This window comes from Pelosinus sp. sgz500959, from assembly GCF_042610375.1.
GTDB lineage: Bacteria > Bacillota > Negativicutes > DSM-13327 > DSM-13327 > CTSoil-075.
Map to the genome: position 1 here is coordinate 417,458 of NZ_JBGJZL010000003.1, position 26,675 is coordinate 444,132.

Genomic DNA, 26,675 nt, shown 5'->3' on the forward strand with positions numbered 1-26,675 from the left:
CATTATAGCAGGATTATGGAACTTTATGTAGAAATAAGTCACGAATCGAATTTAGATTTTCTTTTAATAATATTGGGTATGATAAAATTAATAGAAAATGCAGCAGAACGCGAAATCATGAAAATAAGCTAATTTCTGGCCAACCATTAGGTGCAGGCTGAAGTCTTATCCTTCAATATGAAGTGCGTCGAAAGAAGACACGCAGAAAAAGCGATGCAGATGGGTTAAAGGTGATAGCATGAAGGATGCAGTTTATGATGAATTTATTGATAGATTGCGCTCAGAATGTGATATTGTAAGCATTCTATCAGATTATGTACCTTTGAAAAAGAAAGGTAAAAATTATTGGGGTTGTTGTCCATTTCATCATGAGAATACTCCATCATTTTCTGTAACGACTGAAAAAGGTTTTTATTATTGTTTTGGCTGCCAAAGTGGAGGCAATGTATTTAATTTTCTGATGAAAATTGAAAATATTAGCTTTTTTGATGCTGTGAAAATGTTGGCGCAAAAAATGAATATTCCAGTGCCGCAAAAAGAAAGAACGGCACAGGAATTGACTAGGGAGCGGGAAATAACCAAACTCTATCGTGTAAACGAAATGGCGAGGGACTTTTTTTATGCTTGTTTGACGAAAACTGCGTATGGTAAAACCGCTCAGGAATACTTACAAGGTCGTGGTATTACAATCGAAATGATTGAAAGCTTTAAGATTGGTTTTGCTCCACCCGCTTGGGATAAATTAGTGCAAGCATTTTTGGGGCGGGGTGTGGAACAGGATCTTTTACTGAAAGCTGGATTGGCAGTACAACGAAACTCTAGTGAGGGAGTTTATGATCGGTTTCGGAATCGAATTATGTTTCCGATTAGCGATGTGCGGGGGAGGATCGTTGGTTTTGGTGGGCGGGTCATGGATGAAAGTCAGCCCAAATATTTAAACTCTCCAGAGACTCTTGTTTTTAACAAAAGACATATTCTGTTTGGTTTTGATACTGCGCATAAGTTTATTAAAGAATGTGGACAGGCTATCGTAGTAGAAGGTTATATGGATGTCATTACAGCTCATGCTTTTGGAATAAAAAATGTAGTCGCTTCTCTAGGTACAGCATTTTCTCCAGAGCAAGGAAATTTGATGCTCCGCCTCAGTCGTGACCATGCAATTGAAATATTATTTGCCTATGACAGCGATTCTGCAGGTCAAAATGCTACTTCACGGGCTTTATCAATTTTGCGTAATATGGGGGCTAATGTCCGAGTTGTTTTAATTCCTGATGGAAAAGATCCTGATGCATTTATCCGCAAGCATGGAGCAGAAGCCTTTAAAGTACTCATTAAAGATGCCGTAGATTTCTTAGAATATCAAATAAAACAAGCTTTTGATACGACGGATCATAGTAATCTTGAAGGTAAGGTTGCAGTTGTATCAAAAATAGTGCCTGTTTTAGGAGCGGCTAATAATGCTGTAGAGGTGAATGCCCATATTGCTCGTATATCACAAGCGTTATCCATTGATGAAAGTGCAATACGTAGTGAAGTGCGAAAATTTTTATTTCAAAATAAAAAGGATAAAAATGTAAAAGTGGGAAAGAATATATCCAATATAATCGTTGCGCGTACCCCGTCAGTTGCCACTGAACAGGCTGAAAGACATATCATTCGATTAATGTGTGAAGATCGATCATTGATATCACATATTCAAACCAATCTTCCTGTTGAAGAAATACAGGGAGAGCAACGACGAGAAATCATTGAATTGATATTTAATGAGTATAATATGGGGAAGAATATTGTCGATAATGCTTGGACAATGTCCCTTAGTGAAGCCGCCAATGCAGAGTTATCTCTCATCATGCTGATTGATATACAATATAATGACATTGTAAAAATGGTTGATGATTGTATTAAAAGTATGAGATTGACAAAATTAAAAGGCCTATATGAACAACATCGCTTGCGAGCTGATGAATTACAGCGTATGGGTGACGATCGCTTTTTGCAGGAATTAGCAGAAAGTCAGCGAATAAATAATGAAATTAACAAACTGCATTATTTATAAATGAAAAATAAACTAAGCCTTGATTGGGAGACCAATAGAGGAGGGGAGTAAAATGACAGAAAAGAAGAATATACCCAGTGAACATGTAACGAAATTGGTGAATAAAGGTAAAAAACACGGTGGTGTTTTAACCTATGGTGAGATCATGGATACTCTCCAAAGTGAAGATTTATCTCCTGATGAAATTGATGATATGTATGAAGTATTTTCAAGCAAAGGGATTGAAATAGTAGATGAACTTCCCGATGATGCTGAGCGGGCTGAAGAGCCTGAAGTATTAGAAAAAGAAGAAATTACTGCAGATGAAGTCGATATCGATTTAAGCATTCCTGATGGTATTAGTATTGATGATCCTGTTCGTATGTATCTGAAGGAAATTGGTAGAGTTCCATTATTGACTGGTGATGAAGAGATAAAACTTGCTCAGCGTATGGAACAAGGGGATGAAGAAGCAAAACGACGTTTAGCTGAAGCTAATTTACGTTTAGTTGTTAGTATCGCAAAACGTTATGTTGGGCGTGGGATGTTATTTTTAGACTTGATTCAAGAAGGTAACTTAGGTTTGATCAAAGCTGTTGAAAAATTTGATTATAACAAAGGTTATAAATTCAGTACCTATGCGACATGGTGGATTCGTCAAGCGATTACACGTGCGATTGCTGACCAAGCGCGAACCATTCGAATTCCGGTGCATATGGTAGAGACGATTAATAAATTGATTCGTGTATCAAGGCAGCTGCTTCAAGAGCTTGGACGTGAACCACAACCTGAAGAAATTGGTAAGGAAATGGATATTAGTGTTGAGCGAGTACGTGAAATTATGAAAATCGCTCAAGAGCCAGTATCTTTAGAGACTCCAATCGGTGAAGAAGAAGATTCTCATTTGGGAGATTTCATTGAAGATCAGGATGCACCTGCTCCAGCCGAAGCTGCTTCTTTTATGTTATTAAAAGAGCAGTTGGAAGAGGTATTGGATACGCTGACTCCTCGCGAGGAAAAAGTTCTCAGACTTAGATTTGGACTTGATGATGGACGAGCGCGTACGTTAGAAGAAGTTGGACAACATTTTGGTGTTACCCGAGAACGGATTCGCCAAATTGAAGCGAAGGCTCTTAGAAAATTAAGACATCCTAGCCGTAGTAAGAAATTAAAAGACTTTTTAGAATAACTTTGGTATTTGATAAAAACAGTAGCAGGTTTTTACAGCAGGAAATAAGGGATGGTTTCATATTATTATAAGAAGAAGCTTAAGTAGCGCAATAGGGTGTTGATAAAGCGGAATCAGCATAGATTAGTAAAATAATATATTTTTGATTCTGTGAAAAAAAGTTATTGACATAACATTGCTGTTATATTATAATAATCAATGTTGGTGAAATTCCTGGATAGCTCAGTTGGTAGAGCAATCGGCTGTTAACCGATCGGTCGTAGGTTCGAGTCCTACTCCAGGAGCCATTTTCATTACGAGGGCCTATAGCTCAGCGGTAGAGCAGCCGGCTCATAACCGGCTGGTCCCTGGTTCGATCCCAGGTGGGCCCACCATTTAAATTAAGACATATGGCCCGTTGGTCAAGCGGTCAAGACACCGCCCTTTCACGGCGGTATCGGGGGTTCGATTCCCCCACGGGTCACCATCTCGGGCGATTAGCTCAGCCGGGAGAGCGCCTGCCTTACAAGCAGGATGTCGGCGGTTCGATCCCGTCATCGCCCACCACATGATATCGAGATGCAAAGCATATGCTTTGCATTTTTTAGTTTAGGTAAGTTAATCATATGAAGTGAGGTGAGGGAAAATGAAACTTGGTGAACGATTGGCAGCGCTAGGAGCTTTTGTGCCTCAAGGGGCACGTTTGGCTGATATTGGCACAGATCATGGATATTTACCAATTGAGCTAATACAGAAAAAAATTGCTATTTCTGCTGTTGCAGGTGATATTCATAAAGGACCTTATCAAGCAGCGAAAGACAATATAGAGAGTTTAGGATTGGAAGAAAAGATTTCTGTGCGCTTTGGTAATGGATTAGCAGTGCTTTCTCCTGGTGAAGTTGATACAGTCGTCATTGCTGGTATGGGTGGTAGTACGATTATTGAGATCTTAAAAAGTCAACCTGAAGTAACATCTTCTGTTACACGTCTTATTTTACAACCGATGATCGCAGCAGTGGCCGTACGCTCTTGGTTAACTGCGAACAAATGGTGCATTGTGGATGAAGCCTTGGTGCAAGACGAGGGGCGATTGTATGAAATTATTGTAGCGGAGCAAGGGGTTTCCCCTGAATTTGAATCGATTATGTATGATATTGGTATGATATTATGGAAGAAGAAACCAAAGCTACTAGGGTTACACCTTGATCACTTAATTGCCCAAACTGAGCGGGTGTTACGCGAAATGGCAAATAGTGACAGTGCACAACAAAGTTCCAAATTTGATGAGTATACCAAGAGATTGGAACAATTGGAGGCTAAGAGACAATGTCTGTAAAATGTCAGGTTATAATGGATGCTGTGGAGCGATTGGCGCCAAGATATCTGGCTGAAAGTTGGGATAATGTAGGCTTACTATTAGGTAGCCCTGCCCAAAAAATTTCTAAGATATTAGTCACTTTGGATGTGACTCAATCCGTTGCCGATCAGGCTATTGAAGATGGTATTGATTTGATTATTACTCATCACCCAGTTATCTTCAAAGCGTTTAAAAACATTCGTACTGATTTACCGCAGGGACAACTTTTAGCAAGTTTATTAAAAGCAGATATTGCAGTATATGCTACTCATACCAATCTTGATAGTGCAATTGGTGGTGTGAATGATATTTTGGCAGAAAGATTCCAGCTACAGGATGCCAAGCCTCTTGCAGTGAGTTATACAGAAAAACTGTATAAGTTAATTGTGTTTATACCAAAAACTCATTTAGAGATTGTGCGCAAGGCTATGACGGAAGCTGGAGCTGGACATCTTGGAAACTATAGTCACTGTACATTTACAACACCTGGTACGGGAACGTTTATGCCTTTAGAGCAGGCAAAGCCTTTTATTGGACAATCAAGTACGCTGGAATTTGTCGAAGAAGTTCGCCTAGAAACAATTGTAACGGAGAAAAACAGTCGACGAATTATCAAGGAAATGCTGAAAGCTCATCCTTATGAAGAGGTAGCTTACGATTTAATTCTCCTTACTAATTCTGGCGATACCCTGGGGTTAGGACGTATCGGCAAATTGGCAACGCCTATGTTGCTGCATCAGTTTGTTGTTTGCGTTAAAAATTCATTAGGTATCGAGTATGCGAGTGTAGCCGGATCTAAAGAAAAGATGATCAAAAAAGTGGCAGTGTGTGGGGGAAGCGGTGCTAGTTTAATACATAAAGCGGCTTTTGCTGGTGCTGATGTACTTGTTACGGGTGATGTAAAATATCATGAAGCGCAAGATGCATTAGCTGCTGGTATTGCAGTAATTGATGCTGGACATTTTGCAACAGAGCAACCCGTAGTCTCTCATGTGGCTGAATATCTCATGGCATGTGGGAAACGGGATAAATGGGGCGTGGATATTGCTGTTGATTCTGTCAATCAAGATGTATTAGTCGTCTATTGATAAAAATTTTAGCATGTGGGAAATATTACAAAATGCATCTATATTGACGATGATTGTTTTCTGTGATAAAATATTAATCTAGCTAATTAAATAATCTTTATAAGTGCTGTGAGTAGGAAAGATGATCGCGGATGCCCATAAAGCATACGAGGAAAGTCCGAGCTCCATAGGGCAGGGTGCTGGATAACGTCCAGCGAGGGCGACCTCAGGGAAAGTGCCATAGAAATGTAAACCGCCGGTTATGCCGGTAAGGATGGAACGGTGCGGTAAGAGCGCACCAGCAGTCAGGTGACTGGCTGGCTAGGTAAACCCCACCTGGAGCAAGACCAAATAGGGAAGGGATGAAGCTGCCCGCTGAACCTTCCGGGTTGCGTCGCTAGAGCTGTCAGGTAACTGCCAGACTAGATAGATGATCATCACCACGTAAGTGGAACAAAACTCGGCTTATTGATAACTCACAACCTAATAAGAAAGATTGACACGTAGTGCTCGATGAGAGAACTACGTGTTTTGCATTTCGGAATCAGAATGTATAACAATTTCTTGATTCCAAGTAAGAACGACTAAGACTTCTTTATAAATTTAATACCGGACTTAAATGAAAGAAAAAAACTAATTAATAATTATATTATAGTAATTATAATTATTAATTGTTGACTTTTCTATGGTATTTTTCTACAATATAGATATACTCATCTTTGTATAAGGAGATAAGTATTGAGCAGACTAAAAGTAAAATTGAAATAATGGAGGCTACATAATGAGTGTATTAAATATTAGTAATGCAAGTGATTTCAATGATAAAGTGCTAAAAAGTGATAAACCAGTTCTTGTTGATTTTTGGGCACCTTGGTGTGGTCCTTGCAAAATGGTTGCTCCTGAACTTGAGGCTGTAGCTGAAGAATATGAAGATAAAGCGATTGTTGCTAAAATAAATGTTGATGAACAACAGCAACTAGCTAGTCAATATGATGTTATGAGTATTCCAACGTTATTGATTCTCAAAGATGGGAAAGAAGTAAATCGTCTTGTTGGATATCGTCCTCGCAAAGATTTAATGGACGCTATTGATAAAATGATATAATAAAAAAAGACTTGGCTTAGCCAAGTCTTTTTTACAAGTAATAGAAGATTTATTTACTTTGTTTTAAATCAAATTGTCGATTTTATTTAGAATGAATATTGTATATTTTTATAAAATTTATATTGTATAAAGAACGTTAATTTGCGATAATAGAACGCAAGGAAGAACAGAATTGTCGAAATTTAAGCAGATTTGACAGAGTTGTTTAAATGGTTTCAATTCCCGATTCTTGTCTGAGAAAATACACATCCTTTGGTAGTAGCAGTTTTTATAATGAAATCAATAGAATCATAGTATTGATGCAACATGGAGGGACTTATAGATGATTATTTCGTGGAATACTACGCAGGAATGTAATATTAATTGCATTCATTGTTATCGTGATGCAGGGACTAAACAAAATAATGAATTAAGTACAGCAGAAGGCAAAAAATTGCTTGATGAAATGGGACGTGCTGGTTTTAAAATTATTATTCTAAGTGGTGGCGAACCACTGATGCGGAAAGATATTTATGAACTTATTGCCTATGCAAAAAGTATTGGTTTAAGACCCGTACTTGGTACAAATGGTATTTTAATTACTGAAGAAGTGGCGGTAAAGCTAAAAGCTGCAGGCCTTGGTGCAGCAGGGATTAGTCTTGACAGTGTTGATAAAAAAGTTCATGATAAATTTAGACAATCAGAAGGAGCTTGGGATAAGACTATTGCTGCTATGGCTGCTTGCCGAAAAGCAGGACTTCCTTTCCAAGTTCATACGACCATAACAAATTGGAATGAAAAAGAAGTTACACAAATTACTGATTTAGCAGTGGAAAAAGGCGCTATGGCTCATCACATTTTCTTCTTGGTACCAACAGGCAGAGGAAAAGATATTGAAGATACTACCTTAAAAACTGAAGAATATGAGGCTGTGCTTACCCGTATTTTAGAAAAGCAAAAAGAAGTATCCATTGAACTTAAGCCGACTTGTGCTCCTCAATTTATGCGAATCGCCAAAGAACGCAATATCCCTATGCGCTTTACTCGAGGTTGTTTAGCAGGTACTGGCTATTGCGTAATTTTACCAAATGGTAATGTACAAGCATGTCCATATTTACCTATCAAAATAGGTAATGTACGTGAGACTGATTTTGATATCATTTGGCGTGACAGTGAGATGTTTAATAAACTCCGTCATGAACCGTTAAAAGGTGGTTGTGGTACCTGTGGATATGATGGCATTTGTGGTGGCTGTCGTGCCCGTGCTTATTACTATTATGATGGTGACTATATGGCAGAGGAACCATGGTGTGACCGTGGAGTAAGAGAAATAAAAAAATAAAATCTCTTTGGTGGTAACACTTGACATAAGCAAGAAGGTTTTAAACGTGGGAGGAGGCCAATTATGCAAAAAAATGATTCCTTGTGGGACTTATTCCAACAAAAGAATTTGAGTAGACGTAATTTCCTGAAAACATGTGTAACCATTACTGGTATTTTAGGGTTATCGCCAATGATGATTCCTGAAGTGGTATCGGCTGCTGAAAAGAAAACGTTAGTGCCATTAATTTGGTTACATGGTCATGAGTGTACAGGGTGTGATGAGGCTTTCATTCGTTCCCAGACCCCGCTTGCATCAGATGTAATTTTAAATATGATTTCTTTGGAATACATGGATGTATTAGCGGCTGCTGCCGGTGAACCTTTAGAGCATCACTTACAAGAAACGATGAAAAAATATAACGGCAAGTATATTTTGGCAGTGGAAGGTGCCGTTCCTCTTCATGACGATGGGACCTCCTGTATGGTTGGTGGTAAACCTTTTGTGCAGAACTTGAAGGAAGTGGCAAAAGGTGCTGCTGCTATCATTGAAGTCGGTTCTTGTGCAGCTTGGGGAGGAATTCAAGCTGCTAAACCGAATCCCACTAAATCTGTCTCTGTTAGTGATGTCGTGAGTGGAAAGACAATTATTAAAGTTCCTGGGTGCCCACCGATCCCTGAAGTTATTACGGGTGTGATTATGCATTACACTCTATTTGGCCAACTTCCGCCTCTTGATAGTAAAGGTCGTCCAAAACAATTTTTTGGCAATCGAATTCATGATACTTGTTATCGTAGACCGTTTTTTGATTCGGGAATGTTCGTAGAAAAATTTGATGATGCTGGCAGTAAAGCTGGTTGGTGTTTATATAAAGTTGGTTGTCGTGGTCCTGAAGCTTATAATTCTTGTGGTAATATGCGTTGGTGGAATGGACTTTCCTACCCTATTCAATCGGGAGCTCCTTGCGTAGGGTGTGCTTCGAATAATTTCTGGGATAATGATCCTTTTTATGAACGTATGCCGAATATTCCTGTGGCAAATGTCATTGCAAATGCTGATAAAGTCGGTATTGTTACAGCAGGTGCATTAACTGCAGGCGTACTGATCCATGGAGCTCTTTCTGCTGTTCAGCATTCAAGACTTCATGGGGATAAACCAGATGGAGATAAATCAGAGACAGAAAAAAAAGAATAGACTAGGTAAGGGGGACATCTGATGAAACGTGTTGTTGTTGATCCTGTGAACCGTATTGAAGGACATTTACGATTAGAAGTTGTTGTCGATGAAGCCACTGGCAAAGTGCAAGATGCATTATCGAGTGGGACAGCTTGGCGTGGTATAGAACTTATTTTAAAAGGTCGGGATCCGCGAGATGCGTGGGTTTTTGCTCAACGTATTTGTGGTGTATGTACAACTGTTCATGCCTTAGGCTGTTTGCGCGCCGTAGAAGATGCTCTTGGAATTGAAATACCTAAAAACGCCAACTATATTCGCAATATCATTGCTGCCACGCAAATGGTTCACGATCATATTGTGCATTTTTATCATTTACATGCATTAGATTGGATTAGCCCAGTAGCGGCTCTAAAAGCTGATCCTGCAGCAACGGCTGCTCTACAAAATACAGTACTGGAAAAATACAATATGGATTTAAAAGGTCCTGTTGAATTTGATTCTGACGCATACCCAAAAGAATATCCTAAAGCGACAACAGCTTATTATAAAGCCATACAAGAAAAAATTAAAAAAATCGTGGATAGTGGACAGCTTGGGATTTTTTCTGCTCAATGGTGGGATCATCCTGATTATAATCTGCTTCCGCCTGAAGTTCATTTGATGGCCGTTTCTCACTATTTGAATATGCTTGATAAACAACGTGAAATTGTTGTCTCTCATGTTGTATTTGGTGGTAAGAATCCTCATCCGCATTATGTAGTCGGTGGTATGCCTTGCTCTATTTCCATGAATGATATGAATGCGCCGATTAATAGTGAGCGATTAGCCGCTGTTGATGCATCGATCAATCTAGCCATTACCCTCGCCAGTTCTTTCTATGTACCTGATGTATTAGCAATCGGTGAACTTTATGTCAAGCAAGGTTACGTTGATGGCGGTGGCCTCGCAAAAGAGAGAGTACTTGGTTTTGGTGATTATCCTGAAGATAAATATACAGGAACTTCTAATGGAGATTTCCATAAAAATTTATTGCTACGTTCTGATGGAATTGTCGAGAACTTTGCTCAAGGCGTTGATAAAGCCGTATATCATACTTTTGTAGCCAACGATCTTACTGATCCTGAAGTTTTTACTGAAGGTGTTGAACATTCTTGGTATAATTATCCTGAAAAAGATAAGGATTTACATCCTTGGAATGGTGTGACCAAGCCTGAATTTACTGGGCCGAAAGAGGGAACCAAGACTGATTGGAAATTCCTTGATGAAAATGGTAAATATTCTTGGATTAAAACTCCGAAATGGCGTGGGAAAATGGCTGAAGTTGGTCCATTGTCTCGGTACATTATTGTATATACTAAAGTGAAGCAAGGACTCATAAAAGAGCCAACTTGGGTTGAAAAAATGATGGTTGATCAGATTGATGCTGTTTCTAAGCTGCTCAATTTGTCGCCAGAAAAATGGATGTTATCGACTGTTGGTCGTACGGCAGTGCGCGGGTTGGAAGCTCAGGTTATGGCCTATATCGCTAAATATTATTTTGATAAACTCGTCAATAATATTAAAAGTGGTGATACTGCAGTTGCTAATATGGAAAAGTGGGAACAAACTACTTGGCCTAAAGAAGCGAAAGGTGTAGGTCTTCATGAAGCACCACGTGGTGGGCTGAGCCATTGGGTTGTAATTAAAGATGGTAAAATTGAAAACTACCAGGCTGTTGTGCCATCTACTTGGAATGCCTGCCCTCGCGATAGCAAATCAGGTTATGGTCCTTATGAAGCAAGCATGATGGATACTAAGGTCAAAATTGCTGATAAACCTCTAGAAATTTTAAAAGTCATTCATTCCTTTGATCCTTGTTTGGCTTGTGCTACTCATTTATATGATGCCTCAGGTCGCCAGCTGGCGGTCGTACACAGTGATCCGTATTTGAATGTTTAGCGAATCGTAAGCTAGGTAAAGGGGGAGATGAAATGAAAGTTCGTTCAGTTACTGTTTATTATGTCTTTACCATCTGGACGAGAATTTTCCATTGGTTGATGGCAGGTACAATTGGTGTATTATTTGTGACCGGTATCTATATTGGTAATCCCTTTTTTATTGGTACACAAGGTGTTGAACCTACTTTTGCAATAAGCAATTGGGCATCGATGTCAACTATTCGTTTAATCCATTTTGGATCTGCCTATATACTCATGGCGTCTTTTATTTTTCGGATCTATGGTTTTATCATCCATAAAGGCGATCGGATGCTGCCGAAACCTTGGACCAAATTATTTTGGACAGGTATGCTTGACATGGGTTTACATTATGGGTTTATGCGTTCTGCCCATCGCCCTTATTTGAGAAATTCAATGGCGCGTGCTGGTTATGGCGGAGTATATGGTATGATCTTTTTAGAAGCCTTTACGGGATTTGCCATGTATGGACAGGTGAATCCAAATAGTGGGCTGGCTAAAATATTTGGCTTTGCTAATCATTTATTTGTTGATGAATATATCGTTCACATGATTCATCATTATGTAGCATGGATGATTATATTATTTGTGATTATTCATGTATATATGGCGACAAGAGCTGATATGAGTGAAAAATATGGTGAAATTTCTGCCATGTTTTCAGGAGTTAAATTTTATGACCGCGAACCTGATGATATAGAGGATCTTAAATAATGGAAAAAATTACTGTATTGGGTGTAGGTAATATTTTGATGCAGGATGAGGGATTTGGTGTGAGAGTTGTGGAACAACTTCTCCACCAATATCACTTCCCAGAACATGTCCAAGTGCTAGATGGTGGTACACTTGGCATGGAATTATTGCGATTTTTACTTGGAACTGACAAATTGATTTTAGTAGATGCTGTGTCAGGAGGATTACCTCCAGGGTCTCTTTACCGCTTTAGTCATGATGAAGTGAAAGCTTATTTTAAAGAAAAAGTCTCTATGCATGAACTTGGGATTCAGGATGTATTAGGGGTTATGGAAGTATTAGAGAAACCTGCTAAAGAAATCAGAATACTTGGTGTAGAACCTTTAACTATTGATATTGGCCTAACTATGACACCGATTGTCGCTGAAGCTGTGGAACCTGTAATCCAGCAGTTAATCACAATACTTCAAGAATGGCAAGTAGAGGTAGTAGAAAAATGATAAGTGAAGAAATCCAATTATCACCGAGTGCGCAGGCTGTATTATTCGAAATCAATGAAAGGTTACAACTTTTCATCGATAGTGGCCAGACATGGAGTATTTTTACGAATAAAATGTCTTTGACCCCTGAAGATCGTCAAGGTATTCGCGATTTTCTAGGACGAGGCAGCGTAACGATTCATTTAACAGATAGTGCTGAGCCAGCTGAATGGATGGAAAGCGGTACGCCAGGAGTTTGGTATGGTGTTTTTTATGATCAGACTCAAAATCCAATTCTTGAAACCATTGAAATTGGAAGTTTTCCTCAAGTTCCAGGGGCACAAATTGAAGATGTTGAAATAGGTATAGAAATACTTAAAAAACGTTTGATGAATAATAAAGAATGATTTTTTGCATACTAGTGTTGAACTAAAGGAGGTATGCAAAAATGTTGTCAGGCGTAAAATGTACTGTTTCAAATTGCAAGTTCTGGAAAAGCGGAGAACACTGTGATGCCTCAGAAATTGAAGTAAATGTAGATGGCGGTGGGAAAGCCGCTCGTCAAAGTGAGCAAACTAACTGTAGGACTTTTTATCAAAAATAACATAGCGTACTAAGTATAAAACCCGGTGTAAACCGGGTTTTATACTTAGTACGCTATGGATGGGAATAAAAACCTTAAAAAACTTGATTAAAATGATGATTGATAAAGGATATTGTATTATGAATAACGAAATATGTAATATTAAAATTATAGCTTGAGAGGATGATCATTTTGGTACGTGGAGTTAGAGGCGCGACATCAGTAGAGAATAATCAACCAGCAGAAATATTAGAACGTGTAGAAGAACTTTTAGTGACGATGGTAGAAGCAAATAAAATAAACATTGAAGATATAGCAACAGTAACATTTAGTTCGACTGCCGACCTGAATTCGGCATTTCCTGCAATTGCCGCTCGAAACTTAGGTTGGATTGAGGTGNAAATATTAGAACGTGTAGAAGAACTTTTAGTGACGATGGTAGAAGCAAATAAAATAAACATTGAAGATATAGCAACAGTAACATTTAGTTCGACTGCCGACCTGAATTCGGCATTTCCTGCAATTGCCGCTCGAAACTTAGGTTGGATTGAGGTGCCACTCTTTGGTACCCAGGAAATTGACTGTCCTACGGCATTGCCGCGTTGTATTCGTGTACTTATATTATTAAATACAGATTTACCGCAAAGTGCCATTAAGCATATTTATTTAAGGGAAGCAGTTGTGCTGCGTCCTGATGTAAAAAAATAGTTTTACTGTCTATGAGGAGAAAATCATGCAATTAGTATCAATCGTCGTACCTGTTTTTAATGAAGAAGATAATATTGAAGTATTTTATCAAGAAGTTTGTAAACATATGGATCCCCTAGATTATCACTTTGAACTGCTGTTTGTTGATGATGGTTCAAGTGATGCTACCCCTTTGCTCTTAGAACGTCTAGCCCAGCAAGACGGACGAGTGCGCGGACTTATTATGGCGCGTAATTATGGACATCAATTAGCACTAACGTGTGGCCTTGATCATGCCAATGGTGATGCTGTCATTACCATGGATGGGGATATGCAACATCCACCTGAAATGTTACCTTTACTACTTAAAAAATGGAAAGAAGGTTTCGAAGTTGTACAAACGATCAGAGTGAGTACAGCGGGAGTTTCTTGGTTTAAAAACTTTACTTCTGGGATATTCTATAAATTAATCAACTGGATGTCTAAAGTACGTATTCAAGAAGGAGGTTCTGATTTTCGCTTATTGGATAAAGCTGTTGTCGAAAGTTTTCGACGTTTTAAGGAACGAGCACGGTTTATACGCGGTATGATTGGTGCAATTGGTTATCGCCAAGTATTAGTGGAATTCACAGCTCCTAAACGTTATGCAGGAACTTCGAAATTCTCCCTAAAAAAAATGATCCATTTTGCACTTGATGGTATTACAGCATATTCCCAATTGCCCTTACGTTTTGCTTTTTATATTGGCTTATTATTTGCGTTTATTAGCTTTATTCTGACCATGCATGTTGTTTATATTAAAATGTTTACGCCAGAAGCAGTGCCAGGTTGGGCGACTATTTCAGCGAGTATTTTACTGTTAGGCGGAGTACAGTTACTTGGGCTGGGGATTATTGGTGAATATGTCGGTCGGATTTTTGAAGAGGTAAAACAACGTCCTTTATATCTATTACGGGTCGAATTCAAAAAAGATCAAAAAGATTAAAAAGTAGTATTTGAAAAAAAAAGAAATATTTAAGCAGGAATTTTTAGAAGTAAAGCGAAAGAAAGATAAGTAAGCGCATTTTTTATAAAACCTAATCCACGCGCAGGACCGGGGGAACCAAAGTTTTGGGGTGAAACTTTTAGAGAATTTAATAAGTTGCCTAAAAGTAGGGTATCTCAACCCTAACCCGTCAGCTAACCTCGGAGGTTATTGAGAGGGGTTATCGTGTGAGGAAGTTTTTTCGAGTTGTAGTATTCTCCTTATTTCTCGCCAGTGCAGGTACATTAACCTGCGCAGAAGCCGCTTTTCATCAAGGTGATCAGGGACAAGATATCGCAAGTATTCAAGCGCAGCTTAATGCACTTGGGTATAATGTTGGTAGTGTTGATGGTGATTTTGGCGAAGCGACAGCAATTGCAGTTGGAAAATTCCAAAGAGATCGAGGTCTTGAAAACGATGGTGTGATTGGTACTGATACTTATCGGGCGATTATGGGTAGAGAAATACCTGTAAGTCGTGATGGCTCAAGTAGCTTAGTACGAAGAGTTGTACAATCTTCATTACGTTATCAAGGTGTACCCTATGTGTTTGGTGGCGGATCACCAAGTGGGTTTGATTGTTCTGGTTTTACCCGTTATGTATTTGCCCAGGCTGGAATTTATTTACCAAGAAGTGCTGATGAACAGTATGAAGTTGGACAATATGTGTCTTATAGTCGCTTGCAGCCTGGAGATCTAGTGTATTTCACTACATATGAGGCCGGAGCTTCCCATGTTGGTATTTACCTAGGAAATGGTCAATTTATTAGTGCTACTTCCAGTCGTGGTATCGCAATTGCGCGTATGGATAGTGGATACTGGGGAGACCGTTATTTAGGGGCACGTCGGGTTCTATAATGTTGTTTTAACGGAGGCAAGCTACGCCTCCCTACTTTTTTTCAGAATCAGAAACTATCATATTTTTTGATTTCACGCAAGAAAAACTAAGTTTTTCTTAAATTACTGTAAACAGCTAGGCTTCACCAGTTCGATGATCAGGTGATAAGCCTAGTTTTTATGATATTATTTTGGATATACTATAGTAGTACGTGGGTAAGATCGCGCAAAAAATTAGAACGATGCGGAAAATTATGATTGGATTCCATAAATGAATAGAGGAATACTAGAGTAATGAGTATTGATTATAAATTAGGCACCAACAGAGTTGCCTCTATTAAGCTCGGAGGCTTATATGTTTAAATTATATTGGCAAAAATTTATCCTGCCATATTGGCCGTTAGTTCTTGTTGCATTGGTATGTTTTATTATTTCCAGTGTAGCTGGGCTGTCGGCTCCTTTAATTATAAAGTTTTTGATCGATAATGCTCTCGTGCATGGTGATACGGAGCATTTACATCTGATTATTATTAGTATTATTGGCTTATATTTGTTGCGCGGAATATTTTCATACATTCATGGGAAGACAATTGCAAAAGCTGGTAATAAGATGGTGGCTCAAATGCGCGAAAATATGTTTGAGCGATTGCAAAAGTTAGATTATGGGTATTTTATCAATACTTCGACTGGTGAAATTATTTCTCTTTTCACCAATGATTTGGCGCTCATTCAGCAGGCTGTATCCTTGGCAGTTCCTGATTTGTTGGTAGAATCACTCAATTTGTTGGCAATTATTTCGATTATGATTTATTTTGATTGGCAATTGTCTTTAGTTACCTTCGCCACATTGCCCTTTATTATACTCGCAATTAGCTTTTTTAATAAAAAAATTGCTAATTTGGGAATGGTTGTAGAGCATACGTTAGCGACGGTCACATCGATTTTACATCAATCCTTATTATCAATGATGGTCGTACAAAGTTATGTAAGGGAAGATTATGAATGCGCAAAATTTAATTGCAGTATGCGGCGTGCTGCAAGTGATTTTATTAAAGTTCAACGTTTTAAGGCTTTATTAATTGCTTTAGTCGAATTTTTAGCATCCATTGGTTTAACTGCAATTATTTGGTATGGCGGGCGACAAGTTATTCACGATAATCTAACGATTGGTGGCATGTTTGCTTTTTTAATTTACATTATTAATATACCAACACCCATACGAAGAATTAGCGAAGCCATTTCAAGTATGAAACTAGGAATTGTTGCTTGGCAGAGGATCAATAATCTAAGGCAACAAGTCAATACTGTGATTGATGGAACCGATGAAATGAGTCGTGTAAAAGGTAAAGTTGAATTTAGAAATGTAAATTTTGAATATCTTCCAGAGTTAGGAACTTTGCGAGAAATTAATATTGTGGCCGAACCTGGTGATATTGTAGCCATTGTTGGTCCGAGTGGTGCTGGGAAATCGTCATTTGCAAATTTACTGCTACGCTTTTATGATCCTATTTCCGGCCATATTTATATGGATGAAACTGATATTCGAACTTTAAAAATGAGTGCTTTGCGCAAACAAATTGGTTTCATTCAGCAACAACCCATTTTGTTTAACTTAAGTATTTTAGAAAATATTCGATATGGACGCCCTACAGCTAGTTTGGCTGAAGTGCAAGAAGCTGCTCGGTTGGCCAATGCTCATGACTTTATTATGAAGATCGCTGGCGGCTATGATTACGTAGTGAGTGAATTAGGAAGTAATTTATCTGGGGGACAACGGCAACGTATTGCAATTGCCCGGGCAATTATTATGAATCCACCAATCTTGTTATTGGATGAACCGACAGCCGCCCTTGATGCGGAAGCTGAACAGCAAGTGATGGAGTCAATACGTAAAGTAAGTAGGCAGCGCACTACATTTTTGATTACTCATCGATTATCGACTTTAATGGAACAAGATCAAGTGATCTATCTTGTTAATGGACGCATTATAGAAAGAGGAACACATGGTGACCTTATCAAACAAGGTGGGCAATATGCCAAAGCAGTATTTAGTGAACAAATGGAAGTATAAGCTTCGGGTGGTATTGAGTACCACCCGAAAGATGGATGGTCTTATTTTTTTACTTTAGTAATAAGAATATTATTAAAGCGTGGGATGAGTTATTATGTAGTAAAGGGAAGTATGAAATATGATCTATGAGGTAATGACTAAACTAAAAGAAGAGGGATACCGCATTACGCCGCAGCGCCGCATTATTGTTGAAAAAATTGTGCAGACTGCAGAATTATTGACGGTAGCTGAAATTTGGAAATTAGTACGCGATGAGTATAATGATATTGGGCTCGATACCATTTATCGAAACATTAATATCTTAACAGAAATTGGTGTGCTCACACCGATCATGGGCACAGGTAATGATAGCACTCGCTATGAAGTGACTTACACAAATCATCATCACCATGTTGTTTGTATCAAGTGTGGAAAAGCTGTTTGTATTGATTATTGCCCAATTAATCAAGAATTTATTGCTATGTTGCGGATGCAGGGTTATGAATTGATTCGCCATAATGTAGAATTACTAGGTTTATGTACTGAGTGTAAAACTCTGTGAGGAGAGACGAAAATGTTTGATGTGACTCTATCTGATATTAATTTTGCTTATGATCACAATGTGGTTTTAAAAGATATCTCAATGACCATTACTAAAGGTGATTTTGTAGCTGTGGTTGGGCCGAATGGCGCAGGAAAAAGTACGATGTTAAAGGTTATGGCTGGGCTTATCAAACCATCATGTGGTCATGTACGTATTGGAGATAAAGATATTTCCATGGCACGTGTACAAGGATTGATTGGTTATGTTCCTCAAAATTATGGAAAAAATGTACTAGGTTTTCCTGCGACAGTAACTGAAGTTGTGTCTTTAGGTTTAACCTTAGGTGCTTCGGCTGGACCGAGGCAAAATCACCAAGCTGCAAAGCATATCATTAATCACATGCTTGAGTTGGTTGGTGCTGATGCGTTGCGTGATCGTCGTATTGGCGAACTCTCAGGTGGGCAACAGCAAAGAGTAATGGTTGCCATGGCTCTTGCTTCAAATCCTGAACTCTTGTTATTGGATGAACCAACAAGTGGTATTGATTATGAAGCCAGTGCGCGAATCTATGATTTGCTTGGCACGTTAAATAAAAATTTAGGAATTACGGTTGTGATGGTATCCCATGATATTGATAAAGCGATCAGTTCTGCTAATAAGGTCGCTTGTATTAATAAAGGATTATGCTTTTATGGTAGTACCAAGGAATTTGATGCAACTCATGCCCAAGCAAGGCATTTGTGGTACTATACAGGGTGATGAGGTGATAATATGGAAATTTTTCAATATGATTTTATGCAAAGGGCATTTTTGGCAGGGATTATAACAGCGATTGTATGTCCTGTTATTGGTAGTTTTGTAGTCGTGCGTCGTCAGTCTCTCATTGGTGATGGTCTAGGACATATTGCTTTTGCTGGAGTAACAGGTGGCTATATGCTAGGGATATATCCTGTGTTTGGTGCGTTTATTTTGACGATGATCGGTGCGATTGGTATTGAACTTGTTCGGCGAAGACATGCGGAATTTGCAGATATGGGATTAGCCATATTCTTTTATTCAGGTATTTCTATGGCAATTATTTTCAGTACTATTACGCGAATGCCGAGTGCAGGGCTGTTAAGCTTCTTATTTGGCAGTATTATTACAGTTTCAGTAACGGATATTTCCGTTATCGCTGGTTGTGGTGCCGTTGTATTAACTATTGTTTATCTATTATTTGATAAACTTATGCTCATTGCTCTTGATGAAGACATTGCAAATGTAGCAGGCATTAATACATCGATGATTAATATGGTGTTTAGTATGCTAACGGCTGCTGTTGTGGTGGTTGGAATGACAGTGGTGGGGGTTTTATTAGTCAGTGCTCTTATGATTGTACCTGTCGCAACAGCTCATTTATTACGACTTGGTTTTAAGGCTACTATGGGATGGGCGATTGCTTTTTCCGTATTAGCGGTCACGATTGGTTTGACTTCATCTTTTTATCTAGATATTGCTCCCGGTGGAACGATTGTAATGACTGCAGTTCTCCTATATGTCACAATTGTCCTTGGCAGAGAAGGTCTGGGCATAGTAATGAGAGGCAAGCAATCATCTTCTCTTGTCAGGGATCAGAAAAATAATTAAATTAGCATATTGACGTATAATGGGTAATATTGCTAATGATGAGAGAATATTAAATAGTGTATGTATGATAGCCACCTGTCCAGCGAAATCTGCTGTGATATAGGTGGCTGTTGTTGTAAGTAGACTCGTCAGAGGTAAAAAAAATGCAACACCGATGATATTTAATAAAACATGGGAGAGGGCAATACGTTTAGCGGCTAAGGTGCCTGCTGCACCTACGATGATAGAGGACAAACATGATCCAATATTATTGCCATACACAATATAACTAGCAGTGGTTAAGTCGATCATGCCATCGCTCGCTAGCGCCATAAGTACACCGGTTGCTGCACTGCTTGACTGAAAGAGTAAGGTAATGATGATGCCAGCCATGATCCCATACAATGGGTTTTCTTTTCCGGCGATTAGATAATCATTGAGATTACTCATTTCCGATAAATTACTGAGTGCATCGGATAAAATCGTAATTCCTAAAAAGATACTAAGTAATCCTGCTATGGCCATGGCAATCCAACGGATTTTTTTGAGTGTTAAACTGATTCCAAGTGTGATCGCTAATAAGGGAAGAAATAACTCGCTCGGCATGGTGATCGTCATTAATTGAACCGTAGAACAGGTGCCGATATTCGCACCCAAAATAATACCAAGTGCTTCATAAAAAGATAAATAATTAGCACTGACCAAACCGATGGTGAGCAGTGATACCGCAGTGCTGCTTTGCATCATGGCGGCAGCTAATGTACCTAATAAGACGCCACGCCATGGCTTTTTTGTTAATTGGGTCAGTGCTTTTTTTAGTTTAGTTAATAATAATTTTTGCAGACCAAAACGCATGAGAGCAATTCCACCCAATAATAACAGGATGCCTGTTGCACTAAGAATAATCATTTCATACATTCTATTACCTCCATCTTTGATTAGGCAGTATAATGTATGATGAAAAAATTCATTATAGTTATATTTATTTTGCAAAAAAAACTCTTTGTCTGCTCTAGACAAAGAGTTTTTTGTTGGAAGCAAGGTCATCATATTTTTGCTTAGAATCGTTGAAATAACTTTTGAATGTGAAACATATACATCAGTGAGTAAAGTCTGTTTTGCAAAGAGGAGATGAATAGATGGGAGCAGAGATATCTAAAAAACTAATGATTAATGTTCATGATAGTTGTGCACAAAGCAAAATGTATCATCACATTATCAATTTGCTTGAACAGCAACAAGAGTTATACAATCGAAAAATTATTTTGTTATGTATTGGCTCGGATCGCTATATTGGTGATGCACTTGGTCCTCTTGTTGGTTCATACTTAGAAGAACATACAAACTGTCTTATTCATGGTAGTCTTGATCATCCTGTTCATGCTGGTAATTTAATTGAAGTTATTGAGGGGATTTATCAGCAGAAAGAACGACCGATTGTGATTGCGATTGATGCATGTTTGGGTAATCATAATGAAATTGGAAATATCGAAATATGGGAAGGAGGTTTAGAAGCTGGTATTGCTGTTGGTACTCGGCTGCCATGTGTAGGTGATATTTCCATCATTGGTGTTGTGAATGGAAGTGGACGCATTGGATATTTGGACTTACAAAGTACGCCTTTGTCAATTGTTATGAAACTAAGTCGTTTGATTGGTGGAGCGCTGCGAGATGCGATGAATGTCATACATATTCATCATGTGGTCTAGAGTTAGAGTTTTTATGATTCAGGAAATAATTTATCCCATAGCATATAGATGCATATCAGTGCTGATGCAAATAGTATTCCTAAATCGCCAATTGATTTTTCCATAAATATCACCATCCTTATGTGATTATATGATATGTTTTGGTGAGGTGCAAGATTAAGTGTTTAGTCTTGACGCAAAATGTACAAACTATATCGATGAATTAAAGAAATATCCATATCTCATTTGAGAAGTTTACATCTAAAATAGAATATCTAAAGAAATTTTTACATTTTTAAAAGATATACAAAAATTAACAGGCACAACAAAGGCGATTATCCCATACAATGAAGGAAGTGATATGGCGGGGGTGAATGTTTTGGTATCTCTTCTGGTGGCAGTGGCAGGCTCTATTATGAGTGGGCTTGCGCTTTTAGTGTCTTATATAACTAATAATACTTTTCCCTTACCTCTTCCTGAAAAAGAAGAACAATTTTATCTGGAGAGGTTGAAAAATGGTGATGTAAATGCTAAAAATGTTTTAGTTGAACGGAATCTGCGATTAGTAGCTCATATTGTTAAAAAATTTGATAATACTGGTGAAGACATTGATGATCTTATTTCGATTGGTACGATTGGACTAATCAAAGCCATCAATACTTTTGATATTGCTAAAAAAATTCGTCTAGCAACCTATGCAGCGAGGTGCATTGAAAATGAAATATTAATGCACCTTCGCAGCACTCGGCGAACTCGTGCTGAAGTGAGTCTATATGATCCGATTGGCGTAGACAAAGAAGGGAATGAGTTTCTATCATTAGTATATCTGTATTGATGGATAGCTATATAAGTTGCCATACTGGGATACGACCGAAAATAAGAAAAAAATATAGCACTATTTAGCATACTCCCATTCATGATTACGAATTTTATAGATGCTATTTATTTATAAAAAATTGGACATACTATAAGAAGGAGGCGATGTAATAATGTTTTGGTTCTTATTAATCGGCTTAGTTTCCGGTTGGCTGGCTGGCATGATTTCTCGTGGTGGAGGATTTGGACTATGGGGGGATCTGGCAACAGGCGTTGTGGGATCTTTTATTGGTGCATATGTATTTAACCTTATAGGGCTTTCCGCATATGGTACAATCGGATCGATTATTTCAAGTACTGTAGGAGCCTTGATCCTTTTATGGGTAATACGTATGTTTAACGTAGCGCCTGCTGCAGCTAAAAAGAAATAAATGTTCCATTTAATCGTCTGCCTTTTCTAAAGGTAGACGATTTTTTCGTAATCTGAAAATATACACTTTCTCGATTACAAGTAAGGGCAGCTAAGACTTTGGTCTGTGCTGAGGCTTGACCGAAGTCAAATTTTCTTTATACTGCGGTAGGCGAGGATAAAGTACCAGGGTAAAGTTATTTCCTTGTTGGTATTTTTCTTTTCTATAAGTAGCATATTTTAAAATCGTCTTTAGCATGTTGTTTTTTATAGCTGGATCAGTAAGGGCTGAATAGATAGTTAGTATTTCCTTAATTTTAGGAATTATTTTTTGTTGTACTTTTTTTGATGGGAATTGATGAGATAAGATGTACTCGGTTTCATTAATTTTCATTGCTGTTTTTTCGATGCGCTCTGCTAAGGTTTTAAAACGTTCTAGATATGTTTGACTATCATAAATTTTTTTTTCGAGAAAATCGTGTAAGCGATCTTTTTGCTGATTGAGTTCTTTTAACTCCTTTTTTAGATTTTGAAGGACTCTTTCTTTTACAATCAACATTGTATCCTTGTCGTCGGGGAGAGGGTAGATATCCCATTGGGCTTTGTATTGGTTGAGCCACTTTTTTAAACCATCTATGAGTTCTTCTTCAACGAATTCAAATCGGCTGCTTTTATTTGGGCAAAGCTTACGAGGACAGATTAAATGAGGAAATTGCTGATGTGTATAAGTTCGATACACCATTGATGATCCACAGAGATCACATTTGATCATACCAGCTAATGGATTGGCTATGCTGTGAATCAATTGATAAGGTGGATGGTATTTTGTCGCTAACATATCTTGTACCTTTTGAAATTCCTCTATAGTTACATAGGCTTCGTGGGTATCGTAAACCCACAATTGTTCAGCACGAGGGCGGGAGCGAACCATTGTGCCAACACCAGGAGTTGTTGATTTTTTCTGTTCTTTCTTTTTCCATGTAGTAATTCCGGCATATACTGGATTTTTTAACATGGAGAGGACGGAAGAGGCTGCCCATTTTTTTCCGGTATAAGAAAGGAAACCTAATCCATTGAGTTCATTGGCGATTTTGTTTGTGCCGTAACTTTCTAGGTAAAGCTTCCAAATCAGGGCAGCTGCCTCCCTTTGCTCTGGATGTTTCACTAGAAAACGTTTCCCGTTACTTGTTTTAATTAAATAACCATAGGGTGGAGAAGTGCCTAGATAATTGCCATCTTCAATTGAACGCAGTCGGCCATTTTGAAGGCGGCGCGTAATGATTTTTAATTCTTTGCGAGCCATAAAAGCTTCAAATTCCGTATATTCTTCATCAAACTCATCGTTCAAATCATATATCTTGCGCGGTGTTACGATTTTAGTATGGGATTTTTTAAACATTTCGATGATAAGACCTTGTTCCTGCATATTGCCGCGTCCAAGGCGGTCGATATCCATGCACCAAACGGACTTCCACTTGCCATCTTCTACTTCTTTGAGGACGTTTAGCATTTCTGGACGATGGATTAAACTTTCGCCGGAAACAATTTCTTCAAAAATTTTTGTTATTGTGGTGCCGTATTCTTTAGTCAGTTTTAATAAAGCTTTTTTATGTTTTGTTAATGTTTCGCCTTCGCCCCTGGATTCAGCTTCTTGATCTTCTCTTGATTTACGTAGGTAAAAACAGGCTGGTTCTAAGTCTTGTGGAGTGTAGTGATGATTCAAGTTGTCACCTTCCCCCATGTGCTTTTAGTCGAAATTTAAATTTATCGCTACTGTTTATTTATATGTTTCAGCTTTCTAATCCATGTTTATTCAAGGGTCGTCCATGTGGATTGCTCACATATACTAAAGTGAGGTGATGATGTGGAACCCAAATACAATGCTACTTATTATTCAAAAACCGGAAAGTCTGTTGTTCATGTAGTCGCACCCGCTTTGGTGACAACGGAAGAATTGGAAAAACAAATTCGAGAGTTTCATTATGCTGGATGGAAAGCGTGGAATTCATTGTCACTAGAGGAATGCTTAAGGATGAATGAGGAAAGCTGATAGGACTAGTGATGCGGCAAGTTTAGTGACTTTTTTTGCAGGAATTGATTATCTTTTGACGAAGTCTTGTAAGAAAATAGAGGAGGCGATTGATATGGCTGGAGCTCCACTTATTTGGGTCAATAGTGATAAGAGTGAACAAATTGCGTATTTTAATAATGAATATGTTTTAATAACAATCACGGATATGAAAAAAATATCTCTTGGTGAAACAGTGGAAGGCGCCAAGGAAAAATTAAAAGAGATTGGCAGATGTGATATTGCTAAACAGTTAGAACGAGATGAAATTTGAGCATTAAGTAAAATCTGTAGAAGAAATAATGGGCGGGAAAATACTAAGTTATGTGTATGATCTTTAACTTTTTTAAATTTTAAAGGATTAATATCGATTTTTGTCGAAGTATACGTAAAATGATATGAGGAAGTGTTAAAATATGTGTACTTCGTGTGATGAAACGTACAGAATATTTTCTGTTGAAATTGTTACGAAAGAGCCTGTCGATACTAATATGGAATTATTCAAAGAAATCGCGAGTCGATTATTTGTAAATAAAATAATATCCAATATTAATATTGGGAATAATAAAGCTTATCATAGTAATGATAAACAAATATTTGGGTTTGAGCTTCATTTGGGAAATGCAAAGAACCCAGCCACTGTAGATCTTACTAATGTTAAAAAGGCACTTGAAGGTCTTCTTGATCAATTTGAAGATTATTCTGAAATGCAAATTAAACTTAATTAAAAATAGTATTATTATTTAAACCATCGATCTTTGGATTGATGGTTTCTTTATTTTTCGGTAAATAGGGCAAAAGACCTAAAAAATTAAGACGTTAGCAGGTGTAAAAAAATCTTATTTATTGCGATAATAGTAGTAAGAAGTTTCGATTCATTTTTAATGTATTGTCCTAGGAATCAGGCGTAGATCAGTTTTTTTATAGGTATGATCTATATTGTAAATTTCAGAAAGGAGATGATGTTATGATTATTATTGATTCTTGGTTATCAGACTTATTTCATATTGTTTTAACTGTTGGATTTTTAATATATTCATATCGTCTTAGTCAAGTTTTGAATGACTAAAAATGTAGAAATTATTTTCAAGTAATCCCCCGTTCATAGATTGAATGGGGGATTTTTATTATTTATTGGCATACAGGTAAAGTCATGAGGTTAATGAAATTAATCTCATCGATGTTCTTGGCACGGCTCCTGATATTGTAGCTGAGGCAGTAGAAAATCAATGTGAGAACGAACGATTGAGCCAACAACTCAATCGATTAAGTGGTAGAGAAAAATGGGTATTAGAAATGAGATTTGGTATGCCTGATGGTGATCGTAAGACGCAACGAGATGTTGCGAAGTTATTAGGAATCTCTCGTTCGTATGTATCAAGAATAGAAAAAAAAGCTATTTCTAAATTGGGTAATCATTTGTCAGCAGAAGATCATTAGTAGTATCCCGCAAGAAGTATGTTACGTAATCCGAAAGTATAACACTCTCTAGGGCTTCAAGTAAGAACGACTAAGGCTTCTGCCTGCATCTGCGGACTTGGCATAAGCCTTAGTCGTTCTTATATTTTACAAAACCTTCTTAAACTGAGGAAAACTTGATACAAGTTAAGTTTTCTTTACTCTTTGAATATTTCTCTATGATATATAATAAGTTGACAAATTTAGTTGAACTATGTTAATATAAGAAAGTTGCCAACGACAGTGACGAAAAAACAAAGAAAATGTTGACACACTGTGAAAAATGTGTTAAACTAATAAACAGTTAAGGCAAACAAAAAAATGAATATTCAAAAAATATTCAGGTGTTCTTTGAAAACTAAACAATGTAAGTAAAGTTAAAATAAGCCAGGTGTGCCGTACTCGTTTTGAGTACACACACGTCGGGTCACGCAAGTGATACTGACACAAGTAAGTTTTTTAAAGAGCCATCAAGGTTCTTCAAATAAAGTTTTTGTATATTATGTGAGGCTGATTGATAAGGATGTTCGACTGCTAACGCATCGAACAAAGCGATCATATCAATGCTGAAG

At 37.9% G+C, this 26,675-nt stretch carries 28 protein-coding genes, 4 tRNA genes, 1 other RNA gene and 1 riboswitch; of the genes, 31 read left to right on the forward strand and 2 right to left on the reverse strand.

The window, feature by feature from the left end; translation table 11 throughout:
• Positions 1 to 238: 238 nt before the first annotated feature.
• The 24 genes from dnaG (at position 239) to ACAN52_RS06965 (ending at position 19,685) form a co-directional block, all read left to right on the forward strand.
• Positions 239 to 2,056 carry a DNA primase gene (gene dnaG, locus ACAN52_RS06850; protein WP_378953808.1) on the forward strand — a complete coding sequence of 606 codons (1,818 nt, stop codon included), beginning with the start codon at positions 239 to 241 and terminating at the stop codon, positions 2,054 to 2,056.
• A gap of 52 nt (positions 2,057 to 2,108) precedes the next feature.
• A complete protein-coding gene (gene rpoD / locus ACAN52_RS06855) occupies positions 2,109 to 3,224 on the forward strand; it encodes an RNA polymerase sigma factor RpoD (protein WP_378953809.1) in 1,116 nt (371 codons plus the stop codon).
• A gap of 211 nt (positions 3,225 to 3,435) precedes the next feature.
• A tRNA-Asn gene (locus ACAN52_RS06860) sits at positions 3,436 to 3,511 on the forward strand.
• Between the two features lie 12 nt (positions 3,512 to 3,523).
• Positions 3,524 to 3,598: transfer RNA gene (locus ACAN52_RS06865), tRNA-Ile, on the forward strand.
• A gap of 17 nt (positions 3,599 to 3,615) precedes the next feature.
• Positions 3,616 to 3,690, forward strand: a tRNA-Glu gene (locus ACAN52_RS06870).
• A 4-nt stretch (positions 3,691 to 3,694) separates the two neighbouring features.
• Positions 3,695 to 3,770 (forward strand) — tRNA-Val (locus ACAN52_RS06875).
• Positions 3,771 to 3,849: 79 nt separating this feature from the next.
• The gene (locus ACAN52_RS06880; protein ID WP_378953811.1) at positions 3,850 to 4,539 is read left to right on the forward strand and encodes a tRNA (adenine(22)-N(1))-methyltransferase; all 690 of its coding nucleotides are present in this window, start codon (positions 3,850 to 3,852) and stop codon (positions 4,537 to 4,539) included.
• Positions 4,530 to 5,648 (forward strand): Nif3-like dinuclear metal center hexameric protein, encoded by a 1,119-nt coding sequence (locus ACAN52_RS06885; RefSeq protein ID WP_378953812.1) that lies wholly within the window; start codon positions 4,530 to 4,532, stop codon positions 5,646 to 5,648. Before ACAN52_RS06880 ends, ACAN52_RS06885 begins: the two co-directional genes overlap by 10 nt.
• Before the next feature lie 109 nt (positions 5,649 to 5,757).
• An RNA gene (gene rnpB, locus ACAN52_RS06890) (RNase P RNA component class A) lies at positions 5,758 to 6,110 on the forward strand.
• Positions 6,111 to 6,408: 298 nt separating this feature from the next.
• Positions 6,409 to 6,732, forward strand: a complete 324-nt coding sequence (gene trxA / locus ACAN52_RS06895; protein WP_378953814.1) for a thioredoxin — start codon at positions 6,409 to 6,411, stop codon at positions 6,730 to 6,732.
• Positions 6,733 to 7,054: 322 nt separating this feature from the next.
• Entirely contained in the window at positions 7,055 to 8,053 is a 999-nt protein-coding gene (gene nirJ2, locus ACAN52_RS06900; protein WP_378953815.1) for a putative heme d1 biosynthesis radical SAM protein NirJ2, read from the forward strand.
• A 63-nt stretch (positions 8,054 to 8,116) separates the two neighbouring features.
• Positions 8,117 to 9,226, forward strand: coding sequence for a hydrogenase small subunit (locus tag ACAN52_RS06905; protein ID WP_378953817.1), 1,110 nt, complete (start codon positions 8,117 to 8,119; stop codon positions 9,224 to 9,226).
• A 21-nt stretch (positions 9,227 to 9,247) separates the two neighbouring features.
• On the forward strand, positions 9,248 to 11,146 hold the full coding sequence (locus ACAN52_RS06910; protein WP_378953818.1) for a nickel-dependent hydrogenase large subunit: 1,899 nt from the start codon (positions 9,248 to 9,250) through the stop codon (positions 11,144 to 11,146).
• A gap of 32 nt (positions 11,147 to 11,178) precedes the next feature.
• A complete protein-coding gene (gene cybH / locus ACAN52_RS06915; RefSeq protein WP_378953820.1) occupies positions 11,179 to 11,877 on the forward strand; it encodes a Ni/Fe-hydrogenase, b-type cytochrome subunit in 699 nt (232 codons plus the stop codon).
• Entirely contained in the window at positions 11,877 to 12,356 is a 480-nt protein-coding gene (locus tag ACAN52_RS06920) for a HyaD/HybD family hydrogenase maturation endopeptidase (RefSeq protein WP_378953821.1), read from the forward strand. Before cybH ends, ACAN52_RS06920 begins: the two co-directional genes overlap by 1 nt.
• Positions 12,353 to 12,742 carry a hydrogenase expression/formation C-terminal domain-containing protein gene (locus ACAN52_RS06925; RefSeq protein WP_378953823.1) on the forward strand — a complete coding sequence of 130 codons (390 nt, stop codon included), beginning with the start codon at positions 12,353 to 12,355 and terminating at the stop codon, positions 12,740 to 12,742. The genes ACAN52_RS06920 and ACAN52_RS06925 overlap by 4 nt, the downstream gene beginning before the upstream one ends.
• Positions 12,743 to 12,783: 41 nt before the next feature.
• Positions 12,784 to 12,939, forward strand: coding sequence for a DUF1540 domain-containing protein (locus tag ACAN52_RS06930; protein ID WP_378953824.1), 156 nt, complete (start codon positions 12,784 to 12,786; stop codon positions 12,937 to 12,939).
• A 171-nt stretch (positions 12,940 to 13,110) separates the two neighbouring features.
• A complete protein-coding gene (gene aroH / locus ACAN52_RS06935) occupies positions 13,111 to 13,626 on the forward strand; it encodes a chorismate mutase (protein WP_378953826.1) in 516 nt (171 codons plus the stop codon).
• Between the two features lie 25 nt (positions 13,627 to 13,651).
• Positions 13,652 to 14,590: a glycosyltransferase family 2 protein gene (locus tag ACAN52_RS06940; protein WP_378953827.1), complete on the forward strand. Its 939-nt coding sequence runs from the start codon at positions 13,652 to 13,654 to the stop codon at positions 14,588 to 14,590.
• A gap of 78 nt (positions 14,591 to 14,668) precedes the next feature.
• Positions 14,669 to 14,814, forward strand: a riboswitch (cyclic di-AMP (ydaO/yuaA leader).
• A 3-nt stretch (positions 14,815 to 14,817) separates the two neighbouring features.
• Positions 14,818 to 15,486 carry an NlpC/P60 family protein gene (locus ACAN52_RS06945; protein ID WP_378953829.1) on the forward strand — a complete coding sequence of 223 codons (669 nt, stop codon included), beginning with the start codon at positions 14,818 to 14,820 and terminating at the stop codon, positions 15,484 to 15,486.
• Between the two features lie 334 nt (positions 15,487 to 15,820).
• Complete coding sequence (locus ACAN52_RS06950) at positions 15,821 to 17,536, forward strand: ABC transporter ATP-binding protein (RefSeq protein WP_378953831.1); 1,716 nt, start codon at positions 15,821 to 15,823, stop codon at positions 17,534 to 17,536.
• Positions 17,537 to 17,654: 118 nt separating this feature from the next.
• Positions 17,655 to 18,077, forward strand: a complete 423-nt coding sequence (locus tag ACAN52_RS06955) for a Fur family transcriptional regulator (protein ID WP_378953833.1) — start codon at positions 17,655 to 17,657, stop codon at positions 18,075 to 18,077.
• A gap of 12 nt (positions 18,078 to 18,089) precedes the next feature.
• Positions 18,090 to 18,818, forward strand: coding sequence for a metal ABC transporter ATP-binding protein (locus ACAN52_RS06960; protein ID WP_378953834.1), 729 nt, complete (start codon positions 18,090 to 18,092; stop codon positions 18,816 to 18,818).
• Between the two features lie 12 nt (positions 18,819 to 18,830).
• Positions 18,831 to 19,685, forward strand: coding sequence for a metal ABC transporter permease (locus tag ACAN52_RS06965; RefSeq protein ID WP_378953836.1), 855 nt, complete (start codon positions 18,831 to 18,833; stop codon positions 19,683 to 19,685).
• Here ACAN52_RS06965 and ACAN52_RS06970 read toward each other — a convergent pair.
• Positions 19,650 to 20,582, reverse strand: a complete 933-nt coding sequence (locus ACAN52_RS06970; protein ID WP_378953837.1) for a Na/Pi cotransporter family protein — start codon at positions 20,580 to 20,582, stop codon at positions 19,650 to 19,652. The two genes, ACAN52_RS06965 and ACAN52_RS06970, sit on opposite strands and share 36 nt — an antisense overlap.
• A gap of 221 nt (positions 20,583 to 20,803) precedes the next feature.
• Between ACAN52_RS06970 and yyaC the strand changes: the two genes are divergently transcribed.
• From yyaC to ACAN52_RS06985, 3 genes are all read left to right on the forward strand, one after another.
• Positions 20,804 to 21,373: a spore protease YyaC gene (gene yyaC, locus ACAN52_RS06975; RefSeq protein WP_378953839.1), complete on the forward strand. Its 570-nt coding sequence runs from the start codon at positions 20,804 to 20,806 to the stop codon at positions 21,371 to 21,373.
• Between the two features lie 340 nt (positions 21,374 to 21,713).
• Positions 21,714 to 22,187 carry a sigma-70 family RNA polymerase sigma factor gene (locus tag ACAN52_RS06980; protein WP_378953840.1) on the forward strand — a complete coding sequence of 158 codons (474 nt, stop codon included), beginning with the start codon at positions 21,714 to 21,716 and terminating at the stop codon, positions 22,185 to 22,187.
• A gap of 154 nt (positions 22,188 to 22,341) precedes the next feature.
• A complete protein-coding gene (locus tag ACAN52_RS06985) occupies positions 22,342 to 22,599 on the forward strand; it encodes a GlsB/YeaQ/YmgE family stress response membrane protein (RefSeq protein WP_378953841.1) in 258 nt (85 codons plus the stop codon).
• A gap of 90 nt (positions 22,600 to 22,689) precedes the next feature.
• On the opposite strand, the gene ACAN52_RS06990 is transcribed toward ACAN52_RS06985, so the two are convergent.
• Complete coding sequence (locus ACAN52_RS06990) at positions 22,690 to 24,300, reverse strand: recombinase family protein (RefSeq protein ID WP_378953843.1); 1,611 nt, start codon at positions 24,298 to 24,300, stop codon at positions 22,690 to 22,692.
• A gap of 141 nt (positions 24,301 to 24,441) precedes the next feature.
• On the opposite strand from ACAN52_RS06990, the gene ACAN52_RS06995 reads away from it, so the two are divergent.
• The 4 genes from ACAN52_RS06995 to ACAN52_RS07010 all read left to right on the forward strand — a co-directional run bounded on the left by ACAN52_RS06995 (position 24,442) and on the right by ACAN52_RS07010 (position 26,085).
• The gene (locus tag ACAN52_RS06995) at positions 24,442 to 24,627 is read left to right on the forward strand and encodes a hypothetical protein (protein ID WP_378953844.1); all 186 of its coding nucleotides are present in this window, start codon (positions 24,442 to 24,444) and stop codon (positions 24,625 to 24,627) included.
• Positions 24,614 to 24,919, forward strand: coding sequence for a hypothetical protein (locus ACAN52_RS07000; RefSeq protein WP_378953845.1), 306 nt, complete (start codon positions 24,614 to 24,616; stop codon positions 24,917 to 24,919). Before ACAN52_RS06995 ends, ACAN52_RS07000 begins: the two co-directional genes overlap by 14 nt.
• Positions 24,920 to 25,061: 142 nt before the next feature.
• Complete coding sequence (locus tag ACAN52_RS07005) at positions 25,062 to 25,373, forward strand: hypothetical protein (RefSeq protein WP_378953846.1); 312 nt, start codon at positions 25,062 to 25,064, stop codon at positions 25,371 to 25,373.
• Between the two features lie 475 nt (positions 25,374 to 25,848).
• Positions 25,849 to 26,085: a sigma-70 family RNA polymerase sigma factor gene (locus ACAN52_RS07010; protein ID WP_378953854.1), complete on the forward strand. Its 237-nt coding sequence runs from the start codon at positions 25,849 to 25,851 to the stop codon at positions 26,083 to 26,085.
• Positions 26,086 to 26,675 lie beyond the last annotated feature (590 nt).

Bases quoted from the DNA above. Each gene is read 5' to 3' on its own strand.
- ACAN52_RS06940 (WP_378953827.1), top strand. From the start codon at position 13,652: ATGCAATTAGTATCAATCGTCGTACCTGTTTTTAATGAAGAAGATAAT.
- ACAN52_RS06880 (WP_378953811.1), top strand. From the start codon at position 3,850: ATGAAACTTGGTGAACGATTGGCAGCGCTAGGAGCTTTTGTGCCTCAA.
- ACAN52_RS07005 (WP_378953846.1), top strand. From the start codon at position 25,062: ATGTGTACTTCGTGTGATGAAACGTACAGAATATTTTCTGTTGAAATT.
- ACAN52_RS06980 (WP_378953840.1), top strand. From the start codon at position 21,714: ATGGCGGGGGTGAATGTTTTGGTATCTCTTCTGGTGGCAGTGGCAGGC.
- ACAN52_RS07000 (WP_378953845.1), top strand. From the start codon at position 24,614: ATGAGGAAAGCTGATAGGACTAGTGATGCGGCAAGTTTAGTGACTTTT.
- ACAN52_RS06930 (WP_378953824.1), top strand. From the start codon at position 12,784: ATGTTGTCAGGCGTAAAATGTACTGTTTCAAATTGCAAGTTCTGGAAA.
- cybH (WP_378953820.1), top strand. From the start codon at position 11,179: ATGAAAGTTCGTTCAGTTACTGTTTATTATGTCTTTACCATCTGGACG.
- ACAN52_RS06910 (WP_378953818.1), top strand. From the start codon at position 9,248: ATGAAACGTGTTGTTGTTGATCCTGTGAACCGTATTGAAGGACATTTA.
- nirJ2 (WP_378953815.1), top strand. From the start codon at position 7,055: ATGATTATTTCGTGGAATACTACGCAGGAATGTAATATTAATTGCATT.
- ACAN52_RS06970 (WP_378953837.1), bottom strand. From the start codon at position 20,582: ATGTATGAAATGATTATTCTTAGTGCAACAGGCATCCTGTTATTATTG.
- ACAN52_RS06905 (WP_378953817.1), top strand. From the start codon at position 8,117: ATGCAAAAAAATGATTCCTTGTGGGACTTATTCCAACAAAAGAATTTG.
- ACAN52_RS06955 (WP_378953833.1), top strand. From the start codon at position 17,655: ATGATCTATGAGGTAATGACTAAACTAAAAGAAGAGGGATACCGCATT.
- ACAN52_RS06950 (WP_378953831.1), top strand. From the start codon at position 15,821: ATGTTTAAATTATATTGGCAAAAATTTATCCTGCCATATTGGCCGTTA.
- ACAN52_RS06885 (WP_378953812.1), top strand. From the start codon at position 4,530: ATGTCTGTAAAATGTCAGGTTATAATGGATGCTGTGGAGCGATTGGCG.
- ACAN52_RS06985 (WP_378953841.1), top strand. From the start codon at position 22,342: ATGTTTTGGTTCTTATTAATCGGCTTAGTTTCCGGTTGGCTGGCTGGC.
- ACAN52_RS06925 (WP_378953823.1), top strand. From the start codon at position 12,353: ATGATAAGTGAAGAAATCCAATTATCACCGAGTGCGCAGGCTGTATTA.
- rpoD (WP_378953809.1), top strand. From the start codon at position 2,109: ATGACAGAAAAGAAGAATATACCCAGTGAACATGTAACGAAATTGGTG.
- trxA (WP_378953814.1), top strand. From the start codon at position 6,409: ATGAGTGTATTAAATATTAGTAATGCAAGTGATTTCAATGATAAAGTG.
- dnaG (WP_378953808.1), top strand. From the start codon at position 239: ATGAAGGATGCAGTTTATGATGAATTTATTGATAGATTGCGCTCAGAA.
- yyaC (WP_378953839.1), top strand. From the start codon at position 20,804: ATGGGAGCAGAGATATCTAAAAAACTAATGATTAATGTTCATGATAGT.
- ACAN52_RS06960 (WP_378953834.1), top strand. From the start codon at position 18,090: ATGTTTGATGTGACTCTATCTGATATTAATTTTGCTTATGATCACAAT.
- ACAN52_RS06965 (WP_378953836.1), top strand. From the start codon at position 18,831: ATGGAAATTTTTCAATATGATTTTATGCAAAGGGCATTTTTGGCAGGG.
- ACAN52_RS06920 (WP_378953821.1), top strand. From the start codon at position 11,877: ATGGAAAAAATTACTGTATTGGGTGTAGGTAATATTTTGATGCAGGAT.